15 protein-coding genes and 3 tRNA genes are annotated in these 19,647 nt (G+C 66.5%); 9 read left to right on the top strand and 9 right to left on the bottom strand.

Going from position 1 to position 19,647, the window contains the following annotated elements:
* The first annotated feature begins 18 nt into the window (after window positions 1–18).
* Window positions 19–654: a YqhA family protein gene (locus CY658_RS26025; RefSeq protein ID WP_101492944.1), complete on the top strand. Its 636-nt coding sequence runs from the start codon at window positions 19–21 to the stop codon at window positions 652–654.
* 6 nt (window positions 655–660) lie between these two features.
* Here the strand turns inward: CY658_RS26025 and CY658_RS26020 are convergent, their stop codons facing one another.
* The gene (locus CY658_RS26020; protein WP_101492943.1) at window positions 661–1,569 is read right to left on the bottom strand and encodes a LysR family transcriptional regulator; all 909 of its coding nucleotides are present in this window, start codon (window positions 1,567–1,569) and stop codon (window positions 661–663) included.
* A gap of 108 nt (window positions 1,570–1,677) precedes the next feature.
* On the opposite strand from CY658_RS26020, the gene CY658_RS26015 reads away from it, so the two are divergent.
* Entirely contained in the window at window positions 1,678–2,295 is a 618-nt protein-coding gene (locus CY658_RS26015) for an NAD(P)-dependent oxidoreductase (RefSeq protein ID WP_101492942.1), read from the top strand.
* Window positions 2,296–2,363: 68 nt separating this feature from the next.
* Here the strand turns inward: CY658_RS26015 and fumC are convergent, their stop codons facing one another.
* Window positions 2,364–3,761: a class II fumarate hydratase gene (gene fumC, locus CY658_RS26010; protein ID WP_101492941.1), complete on the bottom strand. Its 1,398-nt coding sequence runs from the start codon at window positions 3,759–3,761 to the stop codon at window positions 2,364–2,366.
* Between the two features lie 557 nt (window positions 3,762–4,318).
* On the opposite strand from fumC, the gene proV reads away from it, so the two are divergent.
* The 7 genes from proV (at window position 4,319) to CY658_RS25975 (ending at window position 13,374) form a co-directional block, all read left to right on the top strand.
* Window positions 4,319–5,572: a glycine betaine/L-proline ABC transporter ATP-binding protein ProV gene (proV, locus tag CY658_RS26005; RefSeq protein ID WP_101492940.1), complete on the top strand. Its 1,254-nt coding sequence runs from the start codon at window positions 4,319–4,321 to the stop codon at window positions 5,570–5,572.
* A gap of 21 nt (window positions 5,573–5,593) precedes the next feature.
* On the top strand, window positions 5,594–6,775 hold the full coding sequence (proW, locus tag CY658_RS26000; protein WP_101492939.1) for a glycine betaine/L-proline ABC transporter permease ProW: 1,182 nt from the start codon (window positions 5,594–5,596) through the stop codon (window positions 6,773–6,775).
* A gap of 22 nt (window positions 6,776–6,797) precedes the next feature.
* Entirely contained in the window at window positions 6,798–7,808 is a 1,011-nt protein-coding gene (gene proX / locus CY658_RS25995) for a glycine betaine/L-proline ABC transporter substrate-binding protein ProX (RefSeq protein ID WP_101492938.1), read from the top strand.
* Window positions 7,809–7,911: 103 nt separating this feature from the next.
* On the top strand, window positions 7,912–9,465 hold the full coding sequence (locus tag CY658_RS25990) for a fumarate hydratase (RefSeq protein WP_101492937.1): 1,554 nt from the start codon (window positions 7,912–7,914) through the stop codon (window positions 9,463–9,465).
* Window positions 9,462–10,277 carry a glutamate racemase gene (murI, locus tag CY658_RS25985; RefSeq protein WP_101492936.1) on the top strand — a complete coding sequence of 272 codons (816 nt, stop codon included), beginning with the start codon at window positions 9,462–9,464 and terminating at the stop codon, window positions 10,275–10,277. The genes CY658_RS25990 and murI overlap by 4 nt, the downstream gene beginning before the upstream one ends.
* Window positions 10,278–10,291: 14 nt before the next feature.
* Window positions 10,292–11,080, top strand: coding sequence for a hypothetical protein (locus CY658_RS25980; protein WP_101492935.1), 789 nt, complete (start codon window positions 10,292–10,294; stop codon window positions 11,078–11,080).
* Window positions 11,081–11,169: 89 nt separating this feature from the next.
* Complete coding sequence (locus tag CY658_RS25975) at window positions 11,170–13,374, top strand: Ig-like domain-containing protein (RefSeq protein WP_101492934.1); 2,205 nt, start codon at window positions 11,170–11,172, stop codon at window positions 13,372–13,374.
* Between the two features lie 7 nt (window positions 13,375–13,381).
* On the opposite strand, the gene CY658_RS25970 is transcribed toward CY658_RS25975, so the two are convergent.
* From CY658_RS25970 to clpX, 7 genes are all read right to left on the bottom strand, one after another.
* Window positions 13,382–14,686 carry an MFS transporter gene (locus tag CY658_RS25970; RefSeq protein ID WP_101492933.1) on the bottom strand — a complete coding sequence of 435 codons (1,305 nt, stop codon included), beginning with the start codon at window positions 14,684–14,686 and terminating at the stop codon, window positions 13,382–13,384.
* A gap of 32 nt (window positions 14,687–14,718) precedes the next feature.
* Window positions 14,719–15,360, bottom strand: a complete 642-nt coding sequence (locus tag CY658_RS25965; protein ID WP_101492932.1) for a DUF6806 family protein — start codon at window positions 15,358–15,360, stop codon at window positions 14,719–14,721.
* A gap of 23 nt (window positions 15,361–15,383) precedes the next feature.
* Window positions 15,384–15,475 (bottom strand) — tRNA-Leu (locus CY658_RS25960).
* A 97-nt stretch (window positions 15,476–15,572) separates the two neighbouring features.
* Window positions 15,573–15,646: transfer RNA gene (locus CY658_RS25955), tRNA-Cys, on the bottom strand.
* Window positions 15,647–15,710: 64 nt separating this feature from the next.
* Window positions 15,711–15,786 (bottom strand) — tRNA-Gly (locus tag CY658_RS25950).
* A gap of 61 nt (window positions 15,787–15,847) precedes the next feature.
* A complete protein-coding gene (gene lon, locus CY658_RS25945) occupies window positions 15,848–18,289 on the bottom strand; it encodes an endopeptidase La (protein WP_101492931.1) in 2,442 nt (813 codons plus the stop codon).
* Window positions 18,290–18,304: 15 nt separating this feature from the next.
* Complete coding sequence (gene clpX / locus CY658_RS25940) at window positions 18,305–19,573, bottom strand: ATP-dependent Clp protease ATP-binding subunit ClpX (RefSeq protein WP_099796720.1); 1,269 nt, start codon at window positions 19,571–19,573, stop codon at window positions 18,305–18,307.
* Window positions 19,574–19,647: the final 74 nt, after the last annotated feature.

The raw sequence follows: 19,647 nt of genomic DNA, 5'->3' as shown, positions 1-19,647 counted from the left end.
CATCTGTCTTCTTACTTCATGTCCGCCCCCGATCCTTTCGACGCCCGGAACGCGCCCGTACCAGCGCGCAGTTCCCCGCTGAAGCCCCTGCCCCGGCTCATCTTCGCGAGCCGCTGGCTGCAACTGCCGCTGTACCTGGGGCTGATCGTGGCCCAGGGCGTGTACGTGGTGCACTTCCTGGTCGAGCTGCTGCACCTGGTCGAAGCCGCCTTCGGCAACAAGGATGCGCTGCAGGCCCTCATCGCGAGCATCGGCTACAAGACCACCGCACCGGTCAGCGCGCTCAACGAGACGGTGATCATGCTGGTGGTGCTGGCGCTGATCGACGTGGTGATGATCTCCAACCTGTTGATCATGGTGATCGTGGGCGGCTACGAGACCTTCGTGAGCCGCATGGACCTCGAAGGCCACCAGGACCAGCCCGAGTGGCTGAGCCACGTGAACGCCTCGGTGCTCAAGGTGAAGCTGGCCACCGCCATCATCGGCATCAGCTCGATCCACCTGCTCAAGACCTTCATCAACGCGGACAACTACACCGACAAGGTGCTGATCGCGCAGACCGTGATCCACATCGCGTTCCTGTTCTCGGCCATGGCCATCGCCTACACCGACAAGCTGATGAACGAGGCGGCCGCCGCCAACCCGCGTCACTGAGCCCCGCTAGGGCGCATCCCAGGCCGGCACTTCGGTGAAGCGCTCGGCCAGAAAATCGAGCAAGGTGCGCAGCGCAGACGGCATGTGCTTGCGCGAGGCGTACACCGCGTACACCCCCAGCACCTGCGGCTCGTGATCGGGAAAGAGCGACACCAGCTCGCCCGACTGCAGCAACCCCGACGTCAGATAGGTGGGCAGCATCGCGATGCCCGCTCCGGCCTGCGCCAGCGCCATCAGGCTGGCCGCGTCGTTGGTCGAGAGGTTGCCCGCCACGGCCACCGAAACCGGCAAGCCGTCGGCCTTGCGCGTGAAGTTCCAGAGGCTGCGGCCGAAATACGAATGCGTGAGGCAGTTGCGCTGCGCCAGTTCTTCCACGCGCTGCGGCTGGCCGTGCGCCTTCAGGTAATCGGGCGTCGCGCAGACCACCGAGCGGCACACCGAGAGGCGGCGCGCAATGAGGTTCGGATCGATCTCGGCTGACACGCGGATCGCGAGGTCGATGCGCTCGTCCACCAGGTTCACCGCGCGATCGAGCAGCACCAGGTCGACCGCCACGCCCGGGTAGCGCCGCACGTAGTCGGCCACCGCGCGGGCCAGCTGCGCCTGCGCGAACGAGGTGCTGGCGGTGATGCGCAGCTGCCCGCTCGGCGCCTCGGCCGGATGGCGCACCGCCGCCTGCATGTCGCCCGCGAGCTCCAGCACCTGGCGGCAGCGCGGCAGCAGCTCTTCGCCCGCCGCCGTGAGGCTCAGGCGGCGCGTCGTGCGGTGCAGCAGGCGTGCGCCGGTCCATTGCTCCAGCTCGGCCACGTAGCGCGTGACCACCGGGCGGGACATGTCGAGCTTGTCGGCCGCAGCCGAAAGGCTGCCCGCATCCACCACGGTGACGAACACCCGCATTGCATTCAATCGGTCCATTCGAACGATTTTAGGAATAAAGAAGCGCGGAATTCGAGGTATTTCTTTCGAAACCAGAAACCTAAGATGAGGTTCATCCCCTTCCCAACCTTTTGACTGGAGTCCCTCATGAGCCACATCGCCATCATCGGAGCCACTGGACGCGCCGGCAGCCGCCTTCTCGAAGAAGCGCTGCGCCGCGGCCACACCGTCACCGCCATCGCGCGCAAGGCCAGCGAAAAGCTGTCGGGCCGCGCCAACGTGAAGGCCGTGGATGTCGACGCACTCGACGCCGCCGCCCTCGAAAAGGCCGTGGCCGGCCATGACGCCGTGTTCAGCGCCGCGCACTTCGCCACCGTGCCGCCCGCGGCCGTCATCGAACCGGTCAAGCGCGCGGGCGTGAAGCGCCTGCTCGTGGTCGGCGGTGCCGGCAGCCTGTTCGCGGCGCCCGGCCTGAAGGTGATCGACACGCCGAACTTCCCCGATGCCTACCGCGCCGAAGCCACGGCCGGCGGCGTGTTCCTGGACGCACTGCGCAACGAGAAGGACCTCGACTGGACCTTCCTGTCGCCCTCCGCCGAGTTCGTCGAAGGCGAGCGCACGGGCAAGTTCCGCCTTGGCACCGACGATCTGCTGGTGAGCGCCGAAGGCCGCAGCTGGATCACGTTCGAGGACTACGCGATCGCGTTTATCGACGAACTCGAGAAGCCCGCGCATTCGCGCCAGCGCTACACGATCGGCTACTGATTGATCGATTGCCCGCCAACGAAAAAGGACCCTCGCGGGTCCTTTTTTCATGGGGGCTGCCGAACGGATCAGCGACCGGTCATGTTCTCCGGCACCACCCACGCATCGAACTGCTCGGCCGTCAGATGCCCCGACGCAATCGCCGCTTCACGCAGGCTCGTGCCTTCCTTGTGCGCCTTCTTCGCGATGTAGGCCGACTTGTCGTAACCGATGTGCGTGTTCAGCGCCGTCACCAGCATCAGCGAACGCTGCACCAGCTCCGTGATGCGCTCGCGGTTCGGCTCGATGCCCACCGCGCAGTGGTCGTTGAAGCTCACCATGCCGTCGGCCAAGAGGCGCACGCTCTGCAGGAAGTTGTGCGCCACCATCGGACGGAACACGTTCAGCTCGAAGTTGCCCGAGGCGCCGCCGATGTTGATGGCCACGTCGTTGCCGAACACCTGCGCGGCCAGCATCGTGACGGCTTCGCTCTGCGTCGGGTTGACCTTGCCCGGCATGATCGACGAGCCGGGTTCGTTCTCGGGAATGCTCAGTTCGCCGATGCCGCTGCGCGGGCCGCTGGCGAGCCAGCGCACGTCGTTGGCGATCTTGTTCATGCTGGCTGCCAGCGTCTTCAGTGCGCCGTGGGCATGCACCAGCGCATCGACGCTGGCCATGGCTTCGAACTTGTTCGGTGCGGTGACGAACGGCAGGCTCGTGAGCTTCGCCAGTTCGGCCGCGACCTGTTCCGCATAGCCCTTGGGCGCATTGAGCCCGGTGCCGACGGCCGTGCCGCCCAGCGCTAGTTCGCACAGGTGCGGCAGCGCGGCGCGCACATGCGCCTCGCCGTGCGCGAGCTGCGCCACGTAGCCCGAGAACTCCTGGCCCAGCGTGAGCGGCGTCGCATCTTGCAGGTGGGTGCGGCCGATCTTCACGATGTCGGCAAAGTCTTCGGCCTTCTTGGCCAGCGTGCCGCGCAGCTTGGCGATAGCGGGCAGCAGCTTGTGCGTGATGGCCTCGACGGCCGCAACGTGCATGGCGGTCGGGAACACGTCGTTGCTCGACTGGCTGCGGTTCACGTCGTCGTTCGGGTGCACCAGGCGCCCTTCCCCGCGCTCGCCGCCGAGGATTTCGCTGGCACGGTTGGCCAGCACCTCGTTCACGTTCATGTTGCTCTGCGTGCCCGAGCCGGTCTGCCAGACCACGAGCGGGAACTCGCACGGGTGCTTGCCGGCAATGACCTCGTCGGCCGCGGCCACGATGGCCTGGGTCTTCTTTTCGTCCTGCAGGCCCAGCGCGTGATTGACCACGGCCGATGCGCGCTTGACCTGGGCCAGCGCCTTGATGATTTCGCGCGGCTGCTGCTCGCCGGAGATGTCGAAGTTCTGCAGCGAGCGCTGCGTTTGCGCGCCCCACAGCTTGTCGGCCGGCACGTCGATCGGGCCGAAGGTGTCGCGCTCGGCACGGGTCTTGGGAGAAGTCGTCATGAGAAAAATGGCTCCGCAGTCTTGGATGGTTGCGCCCGCTCACCGGACGCGATGCCGAGTATCGGACCAATAAGAATGGCTCGCATCTGTCGAGGCCATTCGGTCGGGTCCCACAGACACGATACGCCCGTGGGTTGACTCGCGTCATGCCAAAAAGTTATAATCATGGGCTTCCGACGACCAACAAGTCATGTTGGTCACCCTTGCACTACTCGCGGATCTGTGAATCCCGTCGCGGTGCAAGGCCCTCCACGCCGGGCCCAGCCCGGCAAACCGGCCGGATCTTTTTCCGGCCCCATTGCCACGTCACGCTCATCCAGGCGGCGCCCCTCGACCAGGCCCGTTGTCTGCGAATGAAGCATCCGGCGGGCACTGGCTTCGTCGCCACGTCGTTTTCAGTGCCTGTCGGCAGCCCTCGGGGCTCGCCGGGCCATTGCATGCGCATGCGCAATCTTCATGCGCGCTGTCGGGCAGCTCCCTCATCGGGCTGATGGCGTGGCCGTTGCCGTCCTCCGGGGCGGTGCTGTGTCCACCCTTCACTCAAGGAGCCCCGGCATATGGCCAAAGGAATTCTCATCGACCATGTCTTCAAGGTGTTCGGCGATTCGCCCGAACAAGCCCTGGAGCTGGTCCGCCAAGGTTTTTCGAAAAAGGAAATCCTGGCGCAAACCGGCCAGTCGATCGGCGTGTTCGATGCCACCTTCGAGATCCAGGCCGGCGAGATCTTCGTGATCATGGGCCTGTCGGGCTCGGGCAAGTCGACGCTGGTGCGGCTGCTCAACCGGCTGATCGAGCCGACCGCCGGGCGCATCGTGATCGACGGCGCCGACATCAACGAGCACTCCGACAGCAAGCTGCGCGCGCTGCGCCGCAAGGACATCAGCATGGTGTTCCAGTCGTTCGCGCTGATGCCGCACATGACGGTGCGCGAGAACACCGCCTTCGGCCTCGAGCTGTCGGGCACGCGCAAGAAAGACCGCCTCGCGCAGGCCGACCTCGCGCTGGCGCAGGTGGGCCTTTCGGGCTGGGGCGACAGCTACCCCGACGAACTCTCGGGCGGCATGCAGCAGCGCGTGGGCCTGGCGCGCGCGCTGGCGTCCGATCCGTCGATCCTGCTGATGGACGAGGCCTTTTCGGCGCTCGACCCGATCATCCGCACCGAGATGCAGTCGGAGCTGCTGCGGCTGCAGCAGGTGCAGCGCCGCACCATCGTGTTCATCTCGCACGACCTGGACGAAGCCATGCGCATCGGCGACCGCATCGCGATCATGAAGGACGGCCACGTGATCCAGGTCGGCACGCCCGACGAGATTCTGCGCAGGCCGGCCGACGACTACGTGCGCAGCTTCGTGCGCGGCGTGGACGCGGCGGCGGTGTTCAAGGCGGCGGACATCGCACGCAAGTCGCTCACCGTGGTGTGCGAGCACCCCGAGCGCGGCGCGCACGCGGCGCTCAAGCTGCTCGAAGACCAGGACCGTGACTTCGCCTACGTGACCAGCCCGACCAAGCGCTTTCTGGGCGTGGTCTCGGCCGACACGCTGCGCGGTGCGCTCGACGGGCATTCGGGCCCGCTCGGACTGCACCACGCCTTCCTCGACGAGCTGCCGCGCATCGACGCCGAAGCCCCCGTGGCCGGCCTCATCGGCCAGCTCGCGCAGGCGCCGTGCGCCCTGCCGGTGGTGGCCAGCGATGGCCGCTTCTGCGGTGCGATCAGCAAGACGACGCTGCTCAAGTTCCTCGACCGCGACACGCCGCCGATCGAACCCGTCTCGCCGCACGCCGCCCCCGCACTCGCCGCCGAGCCGCACTGAATTCACGAAGGACCTTGAACGATGAACGACACCACATTGCCTTCCGACCTGAACGCGCCCCTGATGGACGCACCCGTCCTGAACACGCCCGCCGCGCCCCCCGCCCTCGACCCGTGGGAAGCGATCTCGGCCGCGCCTGACACCTCGACCGCCAGCGCCTGGCTCGATGCGCCGGCGAACACCGCACACGCCCTCGCCGGGCAGGCCGACACCGCCACCGGCGGCTTCGCATTGCACCGTCTGTGGGACGGCTCGCTGCCCGTCGAGGCCTGGATCAACCAGGGCCTGGGCTGGGTGGTCGAGCATTTCCGCCCCTTCTTCCAGACCGTGCGCCTGCCCATCGACAGCACGCTCAACTCGGTGCAGGGCCTGCTCACCGCCCTGCCCGCGCTGCCGATGATTGCGATCATCGGCCTGCTCGCCTGGCAGTTCGCCGGCCGCGCGCTGGCCATCGGCACCGTCGTGTCGCTGATGCTGGTGACCATGCTCGGCATCTGGCCCGAGGCCATGGTCACGCTGTCGCTGGTGCTGACCTCGCTGGTGTTCTGCATGGTCATCGGCCTGCCGCTGGGCGTGCTGCTGGCCAGCAACGACCGCGCCCAGCGCGTGATGCGCCCGGTGCTCGACGCGATGCAGACCACGCCGGCCTTCGTGTACCTCGTGCCGGTGGTGATGCTGTTCGGCATCGGCAACGTGCCGGGCGTGATCGTGACGATCGTCTTCGCACTCGCCCCGCTGGTGCGCCTGACCAACCTCGGCCTGCGCCAGGTGCGGCCCGACCTCATCGAAGCCGCGCGTGCCTACGGTGCCTCGCCCTGGCAGATGCTGCTGAAGGTGAAGCTGCCGCTGGCCATGCCATCGATCATGGCGGGCATCAACCAGGCGCTGATGCTGTCGCTGTCGATGGTGGTGATCGCCTCGATGATCGCCGTGGGCGGCCTGGGCCAGATGGTGTTGCGCGGCATCGGCCGGCTCGACATGGGCCTGGCCACCGTCGGCGGCCTGGGCATCGTGCTGCTGGCGATCACGCTGGACCGCCTGACGCAGGCCATGGGCAAGTCGCGCCGCAGCGCCGGCCATCGCTGGTGGTACACGGGGCCGGCCGGCCTTGCGCTGCGCACGCTGCAGCGCCTCGTGGGTACGCCCTCGCGCGGCTCGTACGCCGACGACGCCGTGCCTACCCTTTCCACGCAAGCGCACTGACCGTCACGGAGGACATCCACGCATGAAGACCACCCGCCTCTTCTTCGCCCGCAGCCTCCTGGCGCTGGGCTTCGTCGCCTTCGGTTCGGTTGCGCAGGCCGCCAACGACCTGCCCGGCCAGGGCGTCACCGTGCAGCCGCTGAAAAGTTCGCTCGCCGAGGAAGCCTTTCAGACGCTGCTGGTGATGCGCGCGCTCGAGAAGCTCGGCTACAAGGTCGAGCCGATGAAAGACCTCGAGCCCGCCACCGAGCACCTGGCGATTGCCAACGGCGACGCCACCTTCATGGCCAACCACTGGAGCCTGCTGCACGCCGACTTCTACAAGAACAGCGGCGGCGACGCCAAGCTGTGGCACCAGGGCGTGTACTCCGACGGCGCGGTGCAGGGCTACCTGATCGACCGCAAGACCGCCGAGCAATACAACATCACCAACCTCGCGCAGCTGAAGGACCCGGCCATCGCGAAGCTGTTCGATGCCGACGGCGACGGCAAGGCCGACCTCACCGGCTGCAACCCCGGCTGGGGCTGCGAGCTGGCCATCGAGGGCCACCTGAGCGCCTACCAGCTGCGCGACAGCATGACCCACAAGCAGGGCAGCTATGCCGCGCTCATGGCCGACACCATCGCGCGCTTCAAGCAGGACAAGCCGATCCTGTACTACACGTGGACGCCCTACTGGGTCAGCGCCGTGCTCCGTCCGGGCGCCGACGTGGTCTGGCTGCAGGTGCCCTTCTCGCCCACGCAGGCTGGTGCCCAGGTCGACACCCGGCTGCCCAACGGCCGCAACTACGGCTTCCTGGCCAACCAGCAGCGCATCGTCGCCAACCGGGCCTTCATCGAGAAGAACCCCGCCGCCGGCCGCCTGTTCGAAGTGATGAAGCTGCCGATCGCCGACATCAACGCGCAGAACCTGCGCATGAGCGAAGGCGCGAACAGCATGCAGGACGTGACACGCCACACCGACGGGTGGATTCGGGTGCACCAGGCAACGTTCGACGGATGGATTGCCGAGGCGCGCGCCGCCGCCCGGTAACACCGACTCACACCCGCGCCGGCGCCCTTTCGCCCGGCGCCGGCCTGCGGTATTGGTGGCTGAGATAATCGAGGGCGTTCCCCCTCCAATAAGACTCCCCACCATGACGACCACGATCCAGCAGGCCGACCTGATCGAATCGATCAGCGCCGCGCTCCAGTACATCAGCTACTACCACCCCGCGGACTACATTGCCCACCTGGCCAAGGCCTACGAGCGCGAGCAGAGTCCCGCCGCCAAGGACGCCATTGCGCAGATCCTGACCAACAGCAAGATGAGCGCCACGGGCCACCGCCCGATCTGCCAGGACACCGGCATCGTCAACGTGTTCCTCAAGGTCGGCATGGACGTGCGCTGGGGCGGCTTCACCGGTTCGCTGGACGACGCCATCAACGAAGGCGTGCGCCGCGGCTACAACCACCCCGACAACACGCTGCGCGCCTCGGTCGTGGGCGACCCGCAGTTCGATCGCAAGAACACCAAGGACAACACGCCCGCGGTGATCTTCACCGAGATCGTGCCCGGCAACACCGTCGAAGTGACGGTGGCCGCCAAGGGCGGCGGCAGCGAGAACAAGAGCAAGCTGGTCATGCTGAACCCCGGCGACAGCGTGGTCGACTGGGTGCTCAAGACCGTGCCGACCATGGGCGCCGGCTGGTGCCCGCCCGGCATGCTGGGCATCGGCATCGGCGGCACCGCCGAGAAGGCCGCGCTCATGGCCAAGGAAAGCCTGATGGACGACCTGGACATGCACGAGCTGCAGGCCAAGGCCGCCTCGGGCGCCGAGCTGAGCAAGGTCGAGGCGCTGCGCCTGGAGCTGTTCGAGAAGGTCAATGCCCTGGGCATCGGCGCGCAGGGCCTGGGCGGCCTGGCCACCGTGCTCGACGTCAAGATCAAGATGTACCCGACGCACGCGGCCAGCAAGCCCGTGGCAATGATCCCCAACTGCGCCGCCACGCGCCACGCGCACTTCGTGATGGACGGCAGCGGCCCGGTCTACCTCGATCCGCCGTCGCTCGACCTGTGGCCCGACGTGAACTGGGCACCCGACGAAAAGAAGAGCAAGCGCGTCGACCTGAACAAGCTCACGCCCGCCGAAGTCGCGAGCTGGAAGCCGGGCGACACGATCCTGCTGAACGGCAAGATGCTCACCGGCCGCGACGCCGCGCACAAGCGCATCCAGGACATGCTGGCCAAGGGCGAGAAGCTGCCGGTCGATTTCACGAACCGCGTCATCTACTACGTCGGCCCGGTCGATCCGGTCGGCAACGAAGCCGTGGGCCCCGCCGGCCCGACCACCGCCACGCGCATGGACGGCTTCACCGAGATGATGCTGGCCCAGACCGGCCTGATCGCCATGATCGGCAAGGCCGAGCGCGGCCCGGTCGCCATCGAGGCGATCAAGAAGCACAAGAGCGCCTACCTCATGGCCGTGGGCGGCGCCGCCTACCTCGTGAGCAAGGCCATCAAGACCGCCAAGGTCGTGGGCTTTGCGGACCTGGGCATGGAAGCCATCTACGAATTCGACGTGGTCGACATGCCCGTGACGGTGGCGGTCGATGCCGGCGGCACCAGCGCGCACATCACCGGCCCGGCCGAGTGGCAAAAGCGCATTGCCAGCGGCGAGTTCAAGACCATTCCGCTGGAAGTCGCTTGAACCCGGTCGGCGTGTTCGACAGCGGCGTCGGGGGGCTGAGCACGCTCGCCGCGCTGCAGGCCGAGCTGCCGACCGAACGCTTCGTCTACTTCGCCGACACCGCGAATGCGCCGTATGGCGAGCGCGGCGACGCCTACGTCATCGCGCACTCGCGTCAGGTGGTCGAACACCTGCTGCGCGCGCACGGCATCAAGGCGCTGGTGGTGGCCTGCAACACGGCCACCACGGCGGCGATCCATGTGCTGCGCGCCGAATTCCCCGCCCTGCCCATCGTGGGTCTGGAGCCGGCGCTCAAGCCCGCCGTGGCGACGAGCCGCACCGGCCACATCGCGGTGCTGGCCACGCGCGGCACGCTGGCCAGCGCCCGGTATGCGGCGCTGCGCGATTCCTTTGCAGGCACGACGACCGTGCGGCCCGTGCCGTGCGACGGCCTCGTGAAGGCCATCGAAGGCTTCGACAGCCCCACCATCGCCGTGCTGTGCGCGCGCTACATGGCGGAGGCCGGCCCCTTCGGTGACGGCCCGGGCCAGGTCGACACCGTGGTGCTCGGTTGCACGCACTACCCGCTCGTGAAAGACGAACTGCAGCGCCACGCACCGTCGACGCTGCGCTTCATCGACACCGGTGCACCGGTCGCGCAGCAGACCCGCCGCGTGCTGACGTCGCTCAGCCGATTGGCAGATGACAACAGCGAAGGCGGGCTGGTCCTCGAGAGCAGCGGCGTCCTGGCGGTGCTCGAAGCCGCCGCCACGCGTTGGCTCCCCGCACGCACGCAAAGCGCCGCGGTGCCTGCGGCGAACGCCGCCGCCTGACCTCACGACCGGCAATGCGCGCCCTCTTCTTCCTGCGTCATGCACTGCTCCTTCTGGGCCTGGCTTCGGCCGTCGGCCTGAGCCACGCCGCCTGCGAAAGCGGGCTGGCCGAGCGCATGCATGCCAAGCTCTATCCCAGGCAACCGCTCGACGAACGGCTTGCCGCGTGCAAGGTCTGGCCGGCGTTTCCCGGCCGCAGCATCGTGGTGCTGCCGATGCCGCGCGAGACCACCGACAAGGGCGCCAAGGTCTTCGATCTGGCGCTGCTGCTGATCCAGCGGCCCGACAACGGCAACACCGACCGCGACACGGTGATCGGGCGGATCTTCCTGCCCGAGGCGCTCGACGAAGACGCCACCAACGCGATCCAGGAGATCCGCGTCGACACCTCGCGCTACGTGCTGTCGCCCGACACGCGCGCCTTCGGCCTGCGCGTGCGCTACCGCGGCAACAGCCCGAGCTCAGGCCCGCAGGCCAGCGAGACCGTGCGCCTGTACGTGCAGCGCGGCAACAAGCTGCAGCAGGTGCTGCAGGAGGTCGAGCTCGACCACGACAACGGCGGCTGGGACGCCACCTGCACCGGCCACTTCGAGAAGCTGCGCACCATGCTGTCGGTCGCCCGCACGACGAGCAACGGCTTTGCCGACCTGCAGCTGTCGCGCACGCTGGTGCAAAGCCGCGCGCAGGAACAGGAAGACCAGGGCTGCGTCGAGAAGGCGCTGCCCGCGAAGTTCAGCACCGTGACGCTGCGCTACGACGGCGAGCGCTACAAGGTGCCGAAGTCGCTACAGCAGATGCCCTGACGGGCACTTGAAACCCGGCGGGGCTTTCACGGACCCGTCATACGAAAGTAACAGCATGCGCGGTTTGTTCCCAAGAACGGCTACGCACCATGAGTTCGCTTTCCCTCCCGTCCCGCATTCCCTTCCAACCCATGCTGCTCGCCGGCGCCCTCTCGTTGTTGCTCGCTGCCTGCGGCGGCGGCGGCAGTGACGGTGGCGGCTTCAACGGGTTCTTCCCGCCCACGGCCAACCCGCCGACCACGCCCGCCGTGGTGCAGCCCGAACCCGACCAACTCGTCTCGAAGGCCCAGTTCGCGCCCAAGGCAGACAGCACCGAGGGCTCCTCCGACGCATCGACCGCCATCGCCCTGCCCGACGGCTTCATGCTCGTGGCAGACGACGAAGCGAACGTGCTGCGTGTGTACCCGCGCGCCGGCGGCGCCGCAGTGAAGGAATGGAGCTACAAGGACGAAGGCCCCAAGCTCGCCAAGGAACTCGACCTCGAAGCCGGCACACGCATCGGCGACACGCTGTACTTCACCGGCTCCAACAGCAACAAGAAAGACGGCGGCGACGCGGCGGCTGACCGTTCGCACCTCTTCGCAGTGAAGGTCGGCGGGACGGGCGCGGCCACCACGTTCGACTATGTGGGCCAGTTCTCGCTGCTCGAAGCGCAGCTCATCGCCTGGGACAAGAACAACGCCCACGGGCTCGGCGCCAACCACTTCGGCTTTGCCGTGTCGGCCGCTGCCGGCATCGTGCCGGAGCGCATCGACGGCTTCTCGATCGAAGGCCTGACCAGCGCGCCGGGCGACACCGCCCTGTGGCTGGGTTTCCGCGCGCCGCAGACCGGCGCCTCGGTGCGCGCCAAGGCGCTGATCGTGCCGCTGCAGAACCACACCGCGCTGATGGCCGGCACCGCCACGCAAGCCGTCTTCGGCGCACCCATCGAACTGGAGCTGGGAGGCCGCGGCATTCGCTCGATCGACAAGGGCACCGACGGCAACTACCTGATCGTTGCAGGCCCGGCAGGCGCCGCGGTGCCGGAGGTCGACCGCAACTTCGCGCTGTTCACCTGGGACGGCAACCCGAACAACGCGCCGGTCGAACTGTCGAACGACCTCGACGCGCTGCGCAAGGAAACGGGCGGCAGCTTCGAGTCCATCGTGGAAGTGCCGGGCCCGGTGAAGGCCGGCACGCAAGTGCAGCTGCTGCTGGACAACGGCGACACGAAGTGGGACGGTAAGACAGCCTCGAAGGACCTGCCCGCCGCCGAGCAGAAGTTCGACGGCTTCGTCGTGCGCCTGAGCGCCCCATGGGCCGACACCGCCGCACCGAAGCTGAAGAAGGCGTCGCCGCCGGCCGGCCGCGTGGGCGTCAACCTCGACACCTCGATCATCCTGTCGTTCAACGAGGCCGTGCGCCTCGGGTCCGGGCGCATCGTGCTGCACGCGGCCGACGGCACCGTGGTCGAGACCTTCCACGCCAACAGCCCCGCCGCGCGCGTGCAGGTGGCGTTCAACGTGCTGACGCTGGTGCCGACGGCCAAGCTCGCGATGAACGCCGGCTACTACGTCACGGTCGATGCCAACGCCATCACCGACGCCGCCGGCAACGCCTTCGCGGGCATCAACGACACGACGACGCTGGGCTTCACGACGGCCGGCGTGCCCACGCCGCTGGCAGCCGGCGACCTGCTCTTCATGGCCGCCAACGCCGAAGCACCCGACGCCTATGCGTTCGTGCTGCTGAAGGCGGTGAATGGCGGCACGCAGGTGCTGTTCACCGACCGCGACCGCCGGAAAGAGGCAGATGAAAAGCGCGAGTTCACCGACATCACCAACGAAACGGCCTACTTCTGGACCGCGAACCAGAACCTGCCGGCCGGCACCATCGTGACGATCCAGACCGACGTCGTGGGCAGCCCGATCGCGGACCAGGGCTTCACGCTCGGCTCCCCGGGCGGCATCGGCAAGGCGGAGACGGTCTACGCGATCGCGGGCGGCACCATCGAGGGCCTGGGCGAAGGCAAGGCCGGAAAGATCACGGCGGTCGGCAACTACCTCGCGAGCATCACGCTCGGCGGCGCCGCGGGCAGCATTCCCGATGCGCTCACGACGGCGGGCACGGCGTTCAGCTTCACGGTCGATCCGCTCAACCAGACCAACACGATCTACATCGGCTCGCTGGATCGCTCGGACCTGGCGGCCTTCGCGGCACGCGTGAAAAATCCGGCCAACTGGGTCCAGAGCTACGCACCGGCAGCCGGCTACCCGCTCACGCGCGACAGCCTGTTCGGCGACAAGCTGCCTTGAACGTTGACTAGCGCGCCTGCAGTGCGGCCTTGCGGCCGCGCTGCATGTCGATCGGCAGCAGCAGCAACAGCCCGCCGATGAACAGCACGGCGGTCGAGAGGATGGCGATGCGCTGGTTGCCGCCGGTGGCCCAGGTGATGGCACCGAAGCTCAGCGGGCCGATGATGCTGGCCAGGCGCGTGGCGAAGGTCCAGAGCCCGAAGAACTCGGCGAGTTGCTGCGGCGGCGCCAGGTAGCCCGTCATCGCGCGCCCGGCCGACTGGCTCGAGCCCATCGCCAGCCCCGCGATGGCGGCGGCCCACCAAAAGCCGCCCTTGGTCGTGACCCACGCGGCGATCACGCACACCGCGATCCACGCGAGCAGCGTCGCAGCCAGCGACACCTTGTGGCCGATGCGGTCCTGCACGTAGCCGAAGCTGAAGGCGCCAAGCGCGGCCGCGAGGTTGAGCACGAAGATGAGCACCATCGTCTCGCTCGCGACGAAGCCGATCACCTGCTCCGCGTAGATCGCGGCCAGCGTGATCGCCACCGCCACGCCGCCCTGGTAGCAGACGGTGCAGACCAGCAGCCACATGAAGTCGCGGTAGGCGCGGGCCTGCTGGAAGGTGGCGCGCAGCTGCTTCCAGGCGCTGTCCTGGCCACGGCTCGCCTGCGGCACGGCGCGTTCGGGCAGCAGCGCGAAGGTCGCGCAGGCGGCGGCGCCGTAGATGGCCGCCGTGATCAGCATCGTGACCGGCACGAAGTGCGCCGCCGGCAGCCCGCGGGCCTGCGACCACAGCACGTAGGCCAGGCACAGCCCCAGCGCCAGCATGCCGCCGACATAGCCAAAGGCCCAGCCCCAGCCGCTCACCTTGCCCATGCCTTCGGCTGTCGCCAGCTCAGGCAGGAAGGCGCCGGTCAGCGACTCGCCGTAGGAATAGAAAGCGTTGGAGACGATCACCAGGGCCATCGCGAGCGCAACGCCCATCGCGCCGCCCGCAAAGCCCGGCGTGAGCGCGAGCGCCGCGGTGGCGAGCACGCAGCCTGTGGTCGTCATGACCAGCACGCGCTTCTTGGCGCCGTGCAGGTCGGCCCAGGCGCCGATGGCGGGCATCGTGAGCATCACGATGGCGTACGAGGTGCTCAGGGCCGCAGTCCACGCAAAGGTGGCCCATGGCGCGCCCTTGGCGATGCCACCGACGAAGTAGGCGGCGAACACCGCCGTGATCACGACCGTGGTGTAGCCCGAGTTCGCGAAGTCGTACATCGCCCAGCCGAACACCTCACGCTTGCGCACGCCGGGGCGCAACGCGGAGGCTGGGAACAGGGCCATGCGGCCTTAAAACTGGGCGGGAAGTGAGCGGATCAGTGCAGGTGGCGCGGACGACGGCCACCGCCGTGACCACCACCGCCGCTGCCGCCGCCCGCGCCACCGGCACCGCGCGGACGCTTGCCGATTTCGAGCGAGTTCACGAGTGCGTCGAAACGGTCGCTGAAGAGGCGATCGATTTCGGAGACCACGCCGCCCAGCTCGGCGCCGTCGAAGTGGCGTTCCATGAGGTTGACCACGTCTTCGACCAGCAGGTCGCGCTGCACCTGCATGATCGCGGCCGGGTTGGGACCCACGAACAGCATCAGGAAGTCGTCGCGCGACTCTTCGTCGGGGTCGCCCTCTTCTTCATCGAAATCGGTGTCGTAGAAGGTGACTTCGATCGCGGCGCCGCGTTCGGAGAGTTCGTTCAGGGCCATGCACATCTCGTCGAGCGCCTGGCGGAAGTCTTCGTCGCCCGGCACGGTCCAGCAGATCTGCAGCGTGTGGTCTTTTTGCTCGAAGCGGATGCCCGGCTCTTCTTCGTAGGTGCTGGTGGCACCGTCGGCCAGCGATTTGGCGCCCGCGTATTTCCAGAGCGGCTTCAAAGCCTCCTGGATTTGCTCGAAGCTCGCGTCCGAGCGCAGCGGCACATCGCCATGCACATGGATCTCAAATGGAGCGTTGTAGCGAGGCATCAAATACTCCCTTGTAAATATGGTGGTACCCGGAACGGGGGTCGAACCCGTATGCCCCGATCAAGGAAGCGGCGGATTTTAAGTCCGATGTGTCTACCAATTTCACCATCCGGGCCACAGGTTGAACATCGACGATAACCCAAATGAAACAAGCCCCGGCAACGTCGGTTGGCGGGGCTTGTGTATCGGAGCCGATCGGTCTGACGAGAGGGTGGAGGCGCGACCCGGAGTCGAACCGGGCTACACGGATTTGCAATCCGTTGCATAACCGCTTTGCTATCGCGCCACGCTGAATAACGAAATCGAACTGCGAAAAAAAGGGAAGCTGGTTGCTTCCCTTTTTCAAAAACTGGAGCGGGAAAAGAGTCTCGAACTCTCGACCTCAACCTTGGCAAGGTTGCGCTCTACCAACTGAGCTATTCCCGCGTTTCGAGCCTCAAATTATATACCAGTTTTTTGAGGCTTCACAAGTTCTGCAATCAATCGATCAATGCTTGACCGAGCCTTCGGAAGCCGGCGCCCCGGCACGCTGCTTGGCCAGTTCGGCAACCGCAGCAGCCGATGCGGCCACTTCTTCGTCGGACAGCGGCTCGGGCATCTTCTCAAGTGCGATCTCGAGCACCTTGTCGATCCACTTCACCGGGACGATCTCGAGGCCGTTCTTCACGTTCTCGGGAATGTCCTGCAGGTCCTTGGCGTTCTCTTCGGGGATCAGCACGGTCTTGATGCCGCCGCGCAATGCGGCCAGCAGCTTTTCCTTCAGGCCGCCGATGGCCGTGACCTCGCCGCGCAGCGTGATCTCGCCGGTCATCGCGACGTCGGCACGCACCGGGATGCCCGTGAGCGCCGACACGAAGGCCGTCGTCATCGCCGCGCCCGCGCTCGGGCCGTCCTTGGGCGTCGCGCCATCGGGCACGTGGATGTGGATGTCGCGCTTCTCGAACACCTCGTCCTTGATGCCCAGGCGGCGCGAGCGGCTGCGCACCACGGTGCGTGCGGCCTCGACCGATTCCTTCATCACGTCGCCGAGCGAACCCGTGCGGCTGATCACGCCCTTGCCGGGCATGGTGACCGCCTCGATCGTCAGCAGGTCGCCGCCGACCTCGGTCCACGCGAGGCCGACCACCTGGCCGACCTGGTTCTGCTTCTCGGCCAGGCCGAAGCTGTACTTGCGCACGCCGAGGAACTCGTTGAGGTTCTCACCGTCGACCGTGACCTTGGGCGTCAGTTGCTTGAGCAGCAGGCCCTTCACCACCTTGCGGCAGATCTTGGAGAGCTCGCGCTCGAGCGAACGCACGCCGGCTTCACGCGTGTAGTAGCGCACGATGTCGCGCACGGCGGATTCGGTGACGGCCAGTTCGTCGTCCTTCACGCCGTTGTTCTTCAGCTGCTTGGGCAGCAGGTACTTGATCGCGATGTTGGTCTTCTCGTCCTCGGTGTAGCCCGAGAGGCGGATGACTTCCATGCGGTCCAGCAGCGCCGGCGGAATGTTCATCGAGTTCGACGTGGCGACGAACATGACGTCGCTCAGGTCGAAGTCGACTTCCACGTAGTGGTCGCCGAAGGTGTGGTTCTGCTCGGGGTCGAGCACTTCGAGCAGCGCGCTCGAAGGATCGCCACGGAAGTCCGTGCCCAGCTTGTCGATTTCGTCGAGCAGGAACAGCGGATTGCGCGTGCCGATCTTGCTCAGGCCTTGCAGCACCTTGCCCGGCAGCGCGCCGATGTAGGTGCGGCGGTGGCCGCGGATCTCGGCTTCGTCGCGCATGCCGCCCAGCGCCATGCGCGTGTACTTGCGGCCGGTCGCCTTGGCGATCGACTGCCCCAGCGAGGTCTTGCCGACACCCGGTGGACCCACGAGGCACAGGATGGGTGCCTTCACCTTGTCGACGCGCTGCTGCACCGCAAGATATTCAAGGATGCGGTCCTTGACCTTCTCGAGGCCGTAGTGGTCGGCATTGAGTACGGCCTCGGCATTGGCCAGGTCGTGCTTGATCTTGGTCTTCTTGCTCCACGGCAGGGCGATGAGCACGTCGATGTAGTTGCGCACCACCGTGGCTTCGGCCGACATGGGCGACATGAGCTTGAGCTTCTTGAGCTCGCCCTCGGCCTTCTTGAGGCCTTCCTTGGACATCTTGGCGAGCTTGATCTTCTTCTCGATCTCCTCGATGTCCGCGCCCTCTTCGCCTTCGCCGAGCTCCTTCTGGATGGCCTTGACCTGCTCATTGAGGTAGAAGTCGCGCTGGTTCTTCTCCATCTGGCGCTTCACGCGGCCACGGATCTTCTTGTCGACGTTCAGGATGTCGACTTCGCGCTCGAGCTGACCGAACAGGTTTTCCAGGCGCGCCTTGACGTCGTCGAGGTCGAGCACCGCCTGCTTGTTGTCGAGCTTGAGCGGCAGATGGGCGGCGATGGTGTCGGCCAGGCGGCCGGCGTCGTCGATGCTCGAGATCGAGGTCAGGATCTCGGGCGGGATTTTCTTGTTCAGTTTGACGTACTGGTCGAACTGCTGCATCACGGCGCGGCGCAGCGCCTCGACCTCGGTGCCCTTCTCGCCGCCTTCGAGCGCCTCGACGGGCGTCACGTTGGCCGAGAAATGGGTTTCGCCGTCATCGATGCGGTTGACGCGGGCGCGCTGTTGGCCTTCGACCAGCACCTTCACGGTGCCGTCGGGCAGCTTGAGCATCTGCAGGATGGTCGAGACGCAGCCGACCTCGAACATGTCCTCGACCGAGGGCTCGTCCTTGGCGGCGGCCTTCTGGGCTACCAGCATGATGCGGCGTTCGGCTTCCATCGCCAGCTCGAGCGCCTTGATGCTCTTCGGGCGACCCACGAAGAGCGGGATCACCATGTGGGGAAACACCACGACGTCGCGCAGCGGCAGCAGCGGCAGGTCGAGGGCTTCGGGGGGCAATGGGGTATGACCAGACATGAGCGTCCTTGTCCTTTAGGCCTTTTTCGCCGTTTCGCGGTACACGAGCAGCGGGGGCTTGTTTTCGTCGATGGTCGATTCCTCGACCACCACCTTGTCGACATTGGTCGCGTTCGGCAATTCGAACATGGTGTCGATCAGCGACTGTTCAAGGATCGAGCGCAGGCCGCGCGCGCCGGTCTTGCGGGCCAGCGCCTTGCGTGCGATCGCCTTGAGCGCCGCGGGACGGATTTCGAGGTCCACGCCTTCCATTTGCAGCAGCTTGGTGAACTGCTTCACCACCGCATTCTTGGGCTCGGTCAGGATCTGCACCAGCGCGTCTTCGCTCAGCTCGGCCAGCGACGCCACCACGGGCATGCGGCCCACGAGTTCGGGGATCAGGCCGAACTTGATCAGGTCTTCAGGCTCAACTTCGCGGAACACCTCGGTGATGCTGCGCTGGGCCTTGCTCTTGACCGCGGCGCCGAAGCCGATACCCGAGGCCTCGGTGCGGTTTTCGATGACCTTCTCGAGGCCCGAAAAGGCGCCGCCGCAGATGAACAGGATGTTGGTCGTGTCGATCTGCAAAAAGTCTTGATTCGGGTGCTTGCGTCCGCCCTGCGGCGGCACGCTGGCCATGGTGCCTTCGATGAGCTTCAGCAGGGCCTGCTGCACGCCCTCGCCCGACACGTCGCGCGTGATCGAGGGGTTGTCGGACTTGCGCGAGATCTTGTCGATTTCGTCGATGTAGACGATGCCGCGCTGGGCGCGCTCGACCTCGTAGTTGCAGCTTTGCAGCAGCTTCTGAATGATGTTCTCGACGTCCTCGCCCACGTAGCCGGCTTCGGTCAGCGTGGTGGCGTCGGCCATCACGAAGGGAACGTCGAGCATGCGCGCAAGCGTTTGCGCCAGCAGCGTCTTGCCCGAACCCGTGGGGCCGATCAGCAGGATGTTGCTCTTGCTGAGCTCGACCTCGTCGCCCTTGGTGTTCTTTTCCTTGTGGCGCAGGCGCTTGTAGTGGTTGTAGACGGCCACCGACAGCATGCGCTTGGCCGGCTCCTGGCCGATCACGTAGTTGTCGAGGTTGGTCTTGATCTCCAGCGGCGTGGGCAGGTCGCTGCGCGCGTCGCGCGCTTCCTCACCGGCCGGCAGCTCGTCACGGATGATCTCGTTGCACAGGTCGATGCATTCGTCGCAGATGAAGACCGAAGGGCCCGCGATCAGCTTCTTGACCTCATGCTGGCTCTTGCCGCAGAACGAGCAATAAAGCGTTTTTTCGCTGGAGGTGCCTTTTTTTTCGGCCATGGACTTTTGCCTCGTGACAGGGTATGGACAATGATAACTAAACAAAAACGGCGTTTCCCGTGTGGAAAACGCCG

The organism is Variovorax sp. RO1, assembly GCF_002849325.1.
In the GTDB taxonomy this organism is placed as follows: domain Bacteria; phylum Pseudomonadota; class Gammaproteobacteria; order Burkholderiales; family Burkholderiaceae_C; genus Variovorax.
Note: the sequence above shows the minus strand (reverse complement) of the source record. Positions and strands in the feature narration are given on the sequence as shown.